The sequence below is a fragment of the Bacteroidia bacterium genome, assembly GCA_025056095.1.
Taxonomy (GTDB): Bacteria; Bacteroidota; Bacteroidia; order JANWVE01; family JANWVE01; genus JANWVE01.
The window spans coordinates 1-13,101 of record JANWVW010000064.1; the positions used below are offsets into that span (position 1 = coordinate 1).

10 protein-coding genes are annotated in these 13,101 nt (G+C 36.8%); 6 read left to right on the forward strand and 4 right to left on the reverse strand.

All coding sequences use genetic code 11. The features are described from left to right. The first annotated feature begins 16 nt into the window (after positions 1-16). From NZ519_06615 to NZ519_06625, 3 genes are read left to right on the forward strand one after another with little or no spacing between them, the layout of a single operon-like run. Positions 17-145, forward strand: coding sequence for a hypothetical protein (locus NZ519_06615; protein MCS7028424.1), 129 nt, complete (start codon positions 17-19; stop codon positions 143-145). Between the two features lie 18 nt (positions 146-163). Then, positions 164-1,660 carry an OmpA family protein gene (locus NZ519_06620; protein MCS7028425.1) on the forward strand — a complete coding sequence of 499 codons (1,497 nt, stop codon included), beginning with the start codon at positions 164-166 and terminating at the stop codon, positions 1,658-1,660. A gap of 7 nt (positions 1,661-1,667) precedes the next feature. After that, a complete protein-coding gene (locus NZ519_06625; protein MCS7028426.1) occupies positions 1,668-3,464 on the forward strand; it encodes an ABC transporter substrate-binding protein in 1,797 nt (598 codons plus the stop codon). An 8-nt stretch (positions 3,465-3,472) separates the two neighbouring features. On the opposite strand, the gene NZ519_06630 is transcribed toward NZ519_06625, so the two are convergent. After that, positions 3,473-4,180, reverse strand: coding sequence for a VWA domain-containing protein (locus NZ519_06630; GenBank protein ID MCS7028427.1), 708 nt, complete (start codon positions 4,178-4,180; stop codon positions 3,473-3,475). Between the two features lie 110 nt (positions 4,181-4,290). Further along, positions 4,291-6,900 (reverse strand): HAD-IC family P-type ATPase, encoded by a 2,610-nt coding sequence (locus NZ519_06635; GenBank protein MCS7028428.1) that lies wholly within the window; start codon positions 6,898-6,900, stop codon positions 4,291-4,293. 175 nt (positions 6,901-7,075) lie between these two features. Between NZ519_06635 and NZ519_06640 the strand changes: the two genes are divergently transcribed. Then, positions 7,076-8,533: a hypothetical protein gene (locus NZ519_06640; protein ID MCS7028429.1), complete on the forward strand. Its 1,458-nt coding sequence runs from the start codon at positions 7,076-7,078 to the stop codon at positions 8,531-8,533. Here NZ519_06640 and NZ519_06645 read toward each other — a convergent pair. Then, positions 8,506-8,697: a hypothetical protein gene (locus NZ519_06645; GenBank protein MCS7028430.1), complete on the reverse strand. Its 192-nt coding sequence runs from the start codon at positions 8,695-8,697 to the stop codon at positions 8,506-8,508. The genes NZ519_06640 and NZ519_06645 overlap by 28 nt on opposite strands. Positions 8,698-8,764: 67 nt before the next feature. Here NZ519_06645 and NZ519_06650 point away from each other — a divergent pair, with 67 nt between their 5' ends. Further along, positions 8,765-12,226, forward strand: coding sequence for a hypothetical protein (locus NZ519_06650; GenBank protein MCS7028431.1), 3,462 nt, complete (start codon positions 8,765-8,767; stop codon positions 12,224-12,226). Between the two features lie 24 nt (positions 12,227-12,250). Next, positions 12,251-12,385: a hypothetical protein gene (locus NZ519_06655; protein MCS7028432.1), complete on the forward strand. Its 135-nt coding sequence runs from the start codon at positions 12,251-12,253 to the stop codon at positions 12,383-12,385. Positions 12,386-12,554: 169 nt separating this feature from the next. On the opposite strand, the gene NZ519_06660 is transcribed toward NZ519_06655, so the two are convergent. Next, positions 12,555-13,101, reverse strand: a 547-nt coding sequence (locus tag NZ519_06660) for a hypothetical protein (protein MCS7028433.1), incomplete at its 5' end; no start/stop codon positions are given.

The window sequence follows — 13,101 nt, forward strand, 5'->3', positions numbered from 1 at the left end:
AGCATGCCGATAGGCAGTGCGAAGCGTTAGCGAAGCACCGAAGCGAAGCGCAGTGCGGAATGCCCCGACCCTTGCGTTAGCAAGGGGCACGCCCAAAAAAGTATCTTTTAGACCTAAAATCACTTCAAAACAAAATTCCAAATAAAGTTGTATTTTTGCTACAATGAAACGTTTTGTTCCTGTATTGATAGCATTGAGCATAGCTAAACTTGAATCAGCCCAACAGTTACATTCTATTGGCGCCCCTGTTAACACTACACACACAGAATATGCTCCTGCTATCAGCCCCGATGACAAAACTATTATTTTTCAAAGCAGCCGACAAGGGGGAGTGTACAAACTCTACGAATCTAAATACGACGAAAAAACTAAAAAATGGTCTGAACCTAAATACTTATCCAACATTAACAATTTTTTTGAAAGCAAAACCTACATATTCGGACCTTGCTTGAGCTATGACGGCAATTACTTGTACTTCTGCACAGATGAAAAAGGTATGGGCGCTATGGATATATGGGTCTCTCGTAGAAAAGGCAAAGAATGGACAACACCAACAAATTTAGGTCCTCCTATAAATACAGAAGGCTACGACGGCTTTCCTGCCATTTCTGCGGATGGAAAAGCACTCTACTTTATGCGAGATAACAAGTCAAGCAATAATAAAACTAACTCAGGATTAGAATGTTATGAATTATATGTATCCTACAAGCAGCCTGATGGTTCTTGGGGTGAACCTCAAAAATTACCTCCACCTGTTAATTTAGGTTGTGAACGTATACCGCGCATCATGCCTGATGGAAAAACGCTTTATTTTGCTTCTTATAGACCTGGTGGTAAAGGGGACTTAGATATCTACAAATCTGTATTAGGTCCAGATGGAAAATGGAGTAATCCCCAAGCACTTGACTTTATGAACACTAGTGGACCTGATAACACAGGTTCAATCAACGCAGCATGCGATAAAATGTACATTGCTTCAAAAGCAGGTAACAATTGGGATATCTTTTACGTAGGTATCCCCCCTGAATACCGCCCTGCTACTACAAACATTGTTGTAGAAGGCACTATTGCAGATAGTACCACTCAAAAGCCTGTTCCCGCTAAAATACAAGTAGCCGACTTAGAAACCAAAGAAATTCTCATAGAGCAAGAAAACAATGCTCACGACGGTACTTACATGGTAGTAGTGCCAACTGGCAAGGACTACGAAATTACAGTTTCTGCCAAAGGCTACTTTTTTAACTCAATGGAAATAAACGCAAAAGAAATTACTACTTACCAAGAAATAGACAAAGATATCAAATTGGAAAAACTCAAAAAAGATAAGCCCGTTCCCCTCAATCACATATATTTTGATTTTGACTCTTACAAACTCAAGCCCGAGTCTTACATTGAATTAGACAAAGTAGTTCGTTTGATGCAAGAAAATCCTGAAATTAGAATAGAACTAAGCGCTCATACTGATGATAGGGGAAAAGATGACTACAATATGATTCTTTCAAATAATCGCGCTAAGGCTGCAGCAGAATACATTATCTCCAAAGGGATAGATAAAAATCGGATTGTGCCTCGCGGCTACGGAGAAACTAAACCTATCGTACCCAATACTACTGATGAAAATAGAGCCATCAATCGTAGAGTAGAGTTTAAGATCTTGTAGCAAAAGTATGAAATGGCTTTCTAAACTTGCGATTATATTGGGTAGCCTTTGTTTCTTAGGATGTCCCAAACCCGAAAAAAATAAAATACAAAACTATTCTACTACTCAAAAAGATCCCTCTTTTGGAGATTGGGTTGTTTTAGGAATTCTTACAGAACCTGATAACCTTAATCCTTTTATGGGTATTTCTGCATACTCCATGTATATTTTTCCGTTCCTGTATCAATCTTTGACAGTTTTAGATTATGTTACCAACGTTGAAAAACCCCTTTTGTCTCAAGATTTGCCCACAGTTTCGGAAGATGGATTAAGATACACTTATCAAATTCGCCCTGATGCCATTTGGGATAATGGCAGCCCTATTTTAGCCGAAGATATTCTTTTTACCTTAAAAGCTGTTTTACACCCTTACACACAAACTGATGTAATTAAACCTTATTTTGCTACTATCAAAGACATTGAGCTATACCCTGATAATCCCCGAAAAATTACCTTTATTCTCAAAGAAAAATACATACTTTCCCGATATGTGATAGGTTCTATGTATGTTTTGCCGCGTTATATCTACGATGAAGGTAATAGAATGGCAAAATTTAGTTTTACTGATGTTGTCAATGGAAGAGAAAAACTGAAAAATAACTCTGATTTCATGAAGTTTGCAGAAGAGTTTAATGACCCCACTCGCATGAGAAACCCAAAGTTTCTCACAGGTTCAGGTGCATATCTTTTAGAAAAATGGGATACTCAACAGCAGGTTATTCTTAAAAGAAAAACACAATGGTGGGGCTATAAACATAGTCATGAACACAGTGCCTTTCAAGCATATCCTGACAAAATTATCTATAAAATTACAGGTACGGTCAATACAGCTATCACAGAGATGAAAGCAGGTAATTTAGATGTAATGTTTGGTATTCCGCCTAAAGATTTTGATGAGATTAAGCAAAACCCAATTATGAAGCAGCACTTTAATTTTTATACCAACACACAGCTTGCTTTTATGTACATAGGATTGAACAACTTACCTAAAAATAACACTCACCCCGCATTAGCTGATGTAAAAGTGCGGCGTGCACTGGCTTATTTAACAGAAGTAGATAAAATGTTAGAAAAGATTTATTACAACTATGGCACACGATTATCCACTATTGGCTTGAATAATAATAAAGAAATGTTTAATCCTGAATTCAAGCCCATTCCTTACGATGTAGAAAAAGCAAAGGAACTATTAGATGAAGCAGGTTGGAAAGATACTGACAATAATGGCATAAGAGATAAGGTAATTAACGGCAAAAAATACGAGCTAACTTTTGAATTTATAACGGTTTCAGGTAGTGTAACTAACCAAAATATTGCTTTAATGATGCAGCAGAGTGTAAAACCTGCTGGAATTAAAATTAACGTAGTTAATCAAGAAGGGAATGTCTTTATTCAGCGGCTAAAAAATAGGGATTTTGACCTCTATGCTTCTGCATGGACACTTCAACCTGCACCTTTTGACCCATATCAAATCTTTCATTCTAAAAGTATTGAAGGAGGAAGTAATTTTATAGGTTTTCACAACACACAAGCAGATAAGCTTATTGAACAGATACGAAGAGAGTTGAACTCCGACAAACGAAAAAAGCTCTACTACGAGCTACAAAAAATTATTTATCAAGAACAGCCTTATATATTTTTATGGCAACCTAAAGAAAGGATAATTATTCACAAGCGCTTTCAGAATCAAGTAATTTTTGATGCGAATCCAGGATTTGCCCCTAATATGTTTTGGACACCAAAAGAGTACATAAAATACAAATAACAAACCTATCAAATATCTATTTGTGTCCAACCGCTGACAGAGGGCAGTTGAATTCTATCTCCTTCTTTTGAGTGCGTTACAATTGTAATGCTAGCACTAAGCCATTTGAAAAACTCACTAAATCGCAGTTCTTTCAAAGGTAGAGGGGGCATATTAGGATGACAAATATAAGATAGCTTTTGATGATTGTATCCTTGTACGCCTACTGCATAAAATAAGAAACTTTTACTGTCCACGCCTTTGCGTATCTCCTGACTTAATCCTTCCATATCTTGGTCGCTGTCAGGTTCCCCATCTGTAATTAAAACTATCCAAGGGCGATAGTAAGGCTGTCCTGTGGATTTATACCACTCTTTGCGAAGTTGAGTTTGCTTAATAGCCATGCGCACTGCATCTACCAAAGGTGTAGAACCATTAGCTTGTAAAGTGGGCATAGTAAAGCCATCTATCAATGAAGGTGCTTGTATCATAACTACTTGGCTACCAAAAGTAATAATGCTAACCTCTAAACGTGATGCCGCAACATAATCTTGTTTAACTGTGGTATAGAAGTCTTGCAAACCCTTGTTTAGCTCACTTATGGGCTGACCTGACATAGAACCTGACACATCTAAAACCAACGTACAAAGACATTTTTGCTCAAAATTTTCTGGTGACTCTACATTGATAAAAGGATTAAGATGGTTCTCCATGTTTCGTTTGATTTGGATATGCAAATGTAAAAAATAAAATCAAAAGTGGAAAACTTATAACAAACATAGCCCCAAAAACTACTTTTGTTTGATGTAAATATTGAAATTACTGATTGACATATATTTTAAAGTCTTTATTTTTTTGATATTAGTTTGTATACTTCAGAGACAATCACAACTAACATGGATGCTAAACACACATATACCCACTCTTGTATGCTTACAGGATGAATGTGTAAAATTTCTGCAAGAAAAGGAATATGCATAGCTATAATATGTACAGCTTGGGCAATACCTACTCCTGCTATGAGTATCCAATTGTGAGAAAGGGGAACTTTGAATATAGACTTTCTTTCTGATCGACAATTGAACACATGAAAATTTTGGAGTAAAACCATAGCTAGTAATGTTAGATTTCTTGCACTTTCTTTTGTATAGTTAAACTGTTTGGTGCATAAGTACCATACAAAAAACGCTACTAATGTCATAGAAATACCTGCAATAACAACTTGTGTAATCATTTTTTTGTCAAATATACTTTCTTTCGGGTTTCTCGGAGGGAAATTCATCACTTCCTTTTCTCCTTTTTCAAAGGCAAGAGATATATCCTGAATACCATTGGTTACTAAGTTCAACCATAGCAGTTGAGCTGCTAAAAAAGGTACAGGTAGTCCTACTATTAGGGATAATATTATCATTAAAATTTCTGCTAGTCCTGTGGATATTAAAAGGTAAATAATTTTTCTGATGTTATCGTAAGCATATCTACCCTCTTCTACTCCTGCTGCTATGGAGGAAAAATTATTGTCTGTAACGATGATAGATGCTGCTTCTTTAGCTACATCAGTTCCGTAGCCCATGGCTACACCAATGTGAGCTATTTTTAGGGCAGGAGCATCATTGACACCATCGCCTGTAACCGCTACAAAGTTTCCTTTTTCTTGAAGTATTTCTACAATATCCATTTTTTGCTGCGGCGAAACACGAGCAAATACTCTTTTCTTATCTACTACTTCAGATAACTCACTTTTAGATAACATACTTAACTCAACTCCTGAAATAATTTCATCTTTATCAGCAGCAATTCCAAGTTCCTGTGCAATTGCTAATGCAGTAGTAGGATGATCACCTGTTATCATAGCTACTTTTATACCTGCTTGCTGGCATTTTTTGATAGACTCTTTTGCTTCAGGCTTAATAGGATCAATTAGAGCAATTAGCCCAAGAATGGACAAATCTGTGTGAAGTTTGTATTCCTCATTTATGAGTTTGCCCTTTAATATAGCAATTACCCGATACCCTTTAGCAGCTAACTCTTCTGCTTTTTGTAAAAAGTATTTCTTTTCGAGCTCATTTGAGACGTAAGGTACTAATACTTCAATAGCACCCTTAGCTACTATGTATTTGTGATTATCTTTTTCATAGAAAGTTGCAGCGTACTTATTTTCAGATTCAAAAGGGATCTGAGCAAAAATTTTTACTTTTTGGTAGATATCCCCAGGAGTTATACCTGCCTTGTAAGTCAAAGCTAACAAGGCTACATCTATAGCGTCACCTTCATAGGTCCATGTGTTTTTTTCTTTTTTTAATACAGCTTCATTACATATTGTAACAGCTTCAACAATTTGCATCAATTTATCTTCATATTTATCTTCTACTTCAATTTTGCCCTCTCCATTATAGCCTTGACCCGTGACTTTTGCTTTTATTCCATCTTTGAAAATGATTTCTCTAACTGTCTGCTGGTCTAGCGTAAGTGTACCCGTTTTATCGGAAGCAATATAGGTACAACTTCCCAATCCTTCTACTGCAGAAAGCCTGCGAACAATTACATTTCTTCTTGCCATCCGAGATGCCGAAATGGATAAAGCTACCGTCATAGCTATAGGTAGCCCCTCTGGAATAGCAGAAACAGCCATAGCTATACCTACAAAAAATATTTCATACAGAGCAATCCCTCTTATTAAGCCTATTAGAATTACTGCAATCGTAGCAACTAATACAGCTACACTAATTTTTTTAGAAAAACGTTCCATACGATCTATCAATGGAACTTTTTGAACACCTACATTCCTAATCGAATGTGCAATTTTACCTATCTCGGTTTGTAAACCTGTGGCGACTACTACAGCTAGCCCTCTACCTCTTGTAACGGTCGTACCTGCAAATAGCATGTTCTTTCTGTCACCAAGGGCAACATTCTCTCCCTGAATAACTTCGCTTTCCTTGACCACAGGTAAAGACTCTCCTGTAAGAAGAGCTTCTTCCACGGTTAATCCGTGAGACTCTATAATACGCATGTCAGCAGGCACTTTAATCCCCGATTCCAACCACACAATATCTCCTGGTACCAACTCGGAAGAGTCTATACTCTTTTTTTCTCCTTCTCGAATAACATTAGCTTTTGATTTCATCATCTCTCGTAGGGCTAACGCGCTTTTCTCTGCTCGCCACTCCTGGTAAGCCCCTATACTACCATTGATAAAAATAATAAAAAAAATGAAAAAAGCATCTTTATACTCCTGTATAAATAAAGATATTCCCCCTGCTACCAAAAGAACATATATCAAAGGACTAGTAAACTGATGTAAAATAATTTTGCCTATACCAACTTTGTGTAGTTGTGGAAGGATATTTTTTCCGTATTGACTTAATCGCTGCTTTGCTACTTCATTGTTTAAACCATTTCTGGAAGTATTTAAGAGTGATAAAATATCGCTTATGTTTTGTTGATGCCAGTTCATATGAATGAAATAGAACTTAAATTTATCAAATCAAATCTTGTGAATACAAAATTTATAGTTGATACGTTATTAAATATATGTTAAATGTATGCTAAAATTTCGTATTTTTGAAGATAACATGAATAATATGCGTTCAAGGCTTTTTTTGTTGATATGTTTCTTCTTTTTCTTGTTCTTGTTGATAAGTTGCAAAAAAGATAAACCTGCTCCATCTAATCATAGTTCATCTGCACCTGTAGAAACCTTATACCCTACTGAAATTGCTACCCTCATGACGCAAAACTGTGCAAATGCAGGTTGCCACGATGGTAAAACTAATCCTGCTTCCCTAGCTCTAGATACATGGGAAAATGCTATGAAGGGGGCAAGTTATGGTTCAGTAATTATCCCATACAGACCTAATTTGAGTTATCTATTTTTACACAGTAATACTTATCCTGCTTTGGGAAACAGTATTCTGCCAATTATGCCTCCTTCTTATTTTTCTCCTCCCTTAGACTCTGCAAGCGTAGCCAAAATTAAAAATTGGATTACAGCCGGGGCACCCAATAAACACGGATTTGTCAAATTTTCTGACAATACTAACCGCAGCAAACTGTATGTGGTCAATTCAGGTTGTGATTTAGTTACGATTATTGACACTGAAACTAATTTACAAATGCGATACATTGGGGTAGGTAGCAAAAGACATTTACGCTTCAAAGAGGGCAATGGAATAGGTCCTATTCAATCCCCCCATTATCTGAATATCTCTCCTGATAGAAAGTACTGGTACGTAACTTTAATTGAAGGTAAAGCAGTTGAAAAATATGATGCAGAAGTAGATAGTTTTGTAGCACGCTTAGAAATTCCTAGCTTTGGTCAAGTAGCCCACATTAGTATTACTCCTGATGGTACAAAAGGAATTGTAAGTAATTATGATTCAGGTAATCCTGCTATTGCTGTGGTCAACCTAACTAATATGACGGTTACTAAAATTATATCTGGCATAGGTGGAAAACCTCACGGATTAGTTTTTTACGACAATAATACTGCCTACGTAGCAGGATATTTGAGCAACACTGTGTATAAAATAGACTTAGTTACAGGTGATATTTTAGAAAACATTTTGACAGATAATCCCTCAATAGGCAAAGTGAATACCCATCCCTATGACTTAATGTTTAATCAAGACAAAACAAGGCTATATGTTTCGTGTTCAAAAAGCAATGAAATGATAGAAATCAACCCCGTTACCGATGCTATTACGCGACGAGTTAATGTAGGCAAAAAGCCACTTCTGTTTGATATTGACAAACAGACAAACACTTTATTAGTAGCTTGTCAAGAGGACGAGAATGCTTCTTTTTTAGGAAAGGGCAGTGTTTGCGTAATAGACTTAAATACGTTTACTTTAACTAAAAAAATATGGGGACTTGGGAATATGCCCAGAGTAGTGCGTGTGCATCCGCAGAAAAGAGTTGCTTATGTAGCTATTGAGAACTTTGACGGCGTAGAGCCTCCTCATCATGCTTCTGATTGTGCAGGTAATAATGGTTTTGTAAGTGTCATCAATCTAAACACAATGGACAGGGACCCAAATGCGTTTAAGAATGAGTTATCTATTCAGCCTATCGGTATGGTAGTTAGATAAAAGTTCAGTTTTAGTAGATAGTTTGATTTTTTGGGCGTGCCCCTTGCTAACGCAAGGGTCGGGGCATTCCGCACGTAGCTCGCAGCACGCCGCCCTTGCCCGCATGAGCGCAGCGAAACGCGGGTAAGGGCACACCAAAAAAATAAATTACCTTTCAAGAACATATTACCTAAACGATTGTTGTATATTTGAGCGAATATGCATATCTTTACATAGATTTGTGCAAATTGTATGGAAACCTTATTGCAAAACATCAATGCATACATAAAAAAATACTATCTATACGATGTGATAAAAGGAAGTATTTGGCTACTGACCTATACATTAGCAGCTTACTGGTCTTTGGTATTGATAGAGGGCTTTGGAAATTTGAGTAGCTATTATCGCACTGTTTTATTTTACGGCGCCTTATGCGGATTTGTAGGAATGTTAATATGGTTTGTTTTGCGACCTAGCTTGTATTACTACCGCATCCTAAAAGGTCTAACCTACGAAGAAGCTGCGCTACAAATTGGACAACACTTTCCCCAAGTGAAAGACAAACTCATAAATGTACTTCATTTGAGTTCCACAGATAAACACACTCCTATTTTTACGCCCGAACAGGCTGCTTTACTCAAAGCAAGTATAGAACAAAAGTCTAAACAACTTTCACCTATCCCTTTTGCAGATGCTATCAAACTTCGAGAAAATATAAAACGACTAAGGCTATTTTGGCTGTTTTTTGGGGGCTTTGCACTCACTGCGTTAATTGCACCTCGCTTTGTAACTGGTTCATCTTACCGCCTATGGAACTATGACAAAGAATTTATTCCCCCACCTCCTTATGTGTTCATCGTTGAACCAGGAAATACATCGGTCATAAAAGGCGAAGATCTAACTTTGTACATCTCCACAAAAGGAAAGTACCTTCCTGAAAATGCATATTTGTTTTACAAGACAAATTCTCAAACTCAATTCGAGAAATTACCTCTACACAAAAAGGGAAGTAAGTTTATAGGTGAGATTAAAAACATTACTCAACTTTCACAGTATTATATTGGCAGCGATGAAGTTAGTTCGGATATTTACCAAATCCAAGTACTTGAACGCCCAACTATTGGACAGTTCCAAGTTATATTAGACTATCCTGAATACACAGGAAAAGCAAACGACACTTTACCTACAAACGTTGGTGATATTTATGCCCTAGCAGGTACGCGCGCTTATTGGACTATACAAGCCCAAGCTACAGAAAAAGCTCAATTTGTATGGGCAGATAACCATATCAATGTACTTGAAAAGCAAAAAAACACTTTTACTTATCAAAAAACGCTCTTGCAAAATACCAGCTATTTTATTCAGCTATATTCTAAACACAACATCCCTAACAAAGATACTGTACGGTACGCAGTACAAGTAGTACCTGATAAATATCCTTCCATTCTTTTAGAAAACGCACAAAGCGAATTTAAGTTAGATGATAGATTAATGATACCTCTTTCTTATGAAATGGTAGATGACTACGGCTTTTCGAGTTTAAAAATTTTTTATCGGTTTAAGAAAAGTAATAAGGCTGAAAAGGTAAGTGAAAAATTTACAAGTATCCCTCTGCCTTTTGAACCTAAAAATATTCAACAAAAAGGTACATACGTTTGGGATGTACTACCTCTATCTATTGAACCTGAGGAAGAGATAGAGTATTATTTAGAAGTTCGGGACAATGACGTTATAAACGGTTACAAAGCTGCTAAAACGCCTACCTTAGTCGCTCGCTTTCCAAGTGTAAAAGAAATGCTCAATGAAGCTTCAAAGAATAGTAACAGCATAGCCGAAGGTTTGAGTGAAATAAGCAAACAAGCTCAAAAGCTTAATGAGGAATACCAAAAACTACAACAAAAATTACTACAACAAAACAAAATGGATTGGCAGGATAAAAAACAACTCCAAGAACTCATTCAGCAGCAGCAGGAACTTCGCAAAAAAGCAGAACAAATCAGCAAACAAATGGAACGCGAAAAACAAAAACTTCAAAATAACAACTTGATTAGCGAAGACCTTACTAAAAAGTATGAAGAGCTTCAAAAGATACTTAAAGAGCTTAAAAATCCAAAGCTAGAAGAGCTCATGCGGCGCATGCAAGAACTGATGCAAAAAATGAACTTTAATGAGCTAAAAAAAGATATAGAAGAACTCAAAAAAGACTCTGATAAACTCAAAGAAGAGCTAAACCGCATGTTAGAATTATTCAAACGGCTACAATTAGAGCAAAAGTTAGAGAATTTGATTAAACAATTGCAAGAAATGGCTAAAAAGCAAAATGAACTAGCTAACAAAACAGAAAGTAAGGACGCCAAAAAACAAGTAGATGAACTCCAAAAACAACAAGACCTTTTAGACAAGCAAATGGATGAAGTAAAAAAAGAGCTTAACGAAATTGGCGATTTGCAAAAAGAGTTAGATAAGCAAGAAAACTCCAAAAACCAAGCTGTTAAACAAGATGCGGATAAAGTTAAGCAAGACATGCAGCAAAGTAAAGAAAACATGAACAAAGGCAACATGAACAAAGCAGCTAAAAACCAAAAAGATGCTGCTCAAAAGATGCAGCAAATGGCAGACGCGCTCGCTCAAATGAAAGCAGAAGGGGAACTAGAACAAGAACAAGCTAATATTGAAGATCTTCGCCAAATTTTAGAAAACACCTTATCCTTATCTTTTGAGCAAGAGGCGCTTAAAGAAGAGGTCAAAAATCTTAAACACAATAATCCAAATGTAAAATCTTATGCACGTAAGCAAGATAAGCTAATTGATGACTTCAAAATGGTTGCCGATAGCTTGAGAAGCTTAGCCCGAAAAGCACCTCAAATTAAAGGATATGTGTCAGATGAAGTTCGCAAAATTCAAGAGTATCAAAATCAATCTAAAAAGCACTTAGAAAACCGGTATTATAGTCCCGCAATCACTAGTGCACAGTATGCAACTACCAGCTTGAATAATTTAGCAAACATGCTTAGTGAGGCGTTAGAGCAAATGCAGCAGGATGTAAAAAACAAAATGCCAGGTTCTGCGGGGGCATGCAAAAAACCAGGTGGAAAAGGAAAAAGCAGAATGTCTTTACAAGAATTAGCTAAAAAACAAGAAGAGATGATGAAACAATTGGAGCAGCTCATCAAAGAAGGTAAAGGCGAAAACGGTAAAAATTTATCCGAAGCACAGAAAAATGCTCTCAAACGCATGGCAGCAGAGCAAGAGGCGCTTCGCCAGCAGTTAGAGGAGCTCGCTGAACAAATGAAAAATGGTGCGGTTGGCGGAAATGGCGGCGAAAATAACCTACCTAATAAAGACAAAGCTACCCCCGAAGGTGAAAAAATCCTCGGTGATTTATCCAAAATTGCTGAACAAATGGAAGAAAATGAAAAAGACTTGATGAACTTTAATATTACGCCTGAAACGTTCATTCGCCAGCAACAGATAGTTACTCGTTTGCTAAATGCCACACGTTCTTTAAGAGAGAGAGACATTGATGATGAAAGAGAAGCTCAACAAGCCAAAGAAGTAGAAAGAAAATCACCTGCACAAATTGAAATAGAAAAGCAGCGGGAACAGATTCGTAGAGAACTACTTAAATCTTTACAACCTGGCTACACAATTGATTATCAGAACTTGATACGCAATTATTACTACGAATTAGAAAAGCAGAATTTGAAAAGATAAAGATATTTTTTTGGGCGTGCCCTTTTGGGCATTCGCTTGAGCTCATGCCCAAAAGGTCGGCGTGCTACGGGCTACGCTATCGCTTCGGTGCTTCGCTTCGCTGCGCACCGTGCTGACGCACGCCCTTCGCATGCCTCACGCAAGCAGCTAATAAACTAAGCCCACCTAGACAAAATTTAATCTTGTAAGTACTTGATAATGAATGGTAAACAAGATAAAATTCAACTTTAACTTTGTGTTTCATTGAAAATGAATACAAAACCTAAATTCTCTACTGCGGCTTTTTTGCCCAACTCATTACGGTCTAAATTATTTTTTCTCATTGGTTCTATTTTTGTAAGACAATTACCCAATCAGTGTTAATACGTTCTTCTCTTGGAACTTTAATAAAGTGTTTAATAATTTCAGAGCCAAAATGACACTCAATAGTGTACCCTATTTGCTCTGCAAGCGGCATTAAATATCTCCAAGTTTCAAAATTTTGCTTACGTACAACGTTATTACCTACTACAATAATATATCTACCGCCTTTTTTAAGAGTGCGATACACTTCTTGCATATTTTGAAACATATCTACCAAGTACTTGTAACAAATGTATGAGCGCCTTGGGTCTATCTCATAAATATTTTTGAGTACTTTATCCGCACTTTCTATACCAATAGAGTGAAACTTTTTGTATAACTCTGCACTTACACTTTCTGTTCCAATTTGTTCTTTTTTTAGTTCAGCCAAAGAACCATTTGCAAGCCCCAACCAATACATTTCTAACTGGTGAGTTCTTGGGTAATCTACCGCATTGACATAGGGCGGAGAGGTAACTACTAAATCAAACGTATTGTCTTGATATGGGATGTTTCTTGCATCAGCATATTTT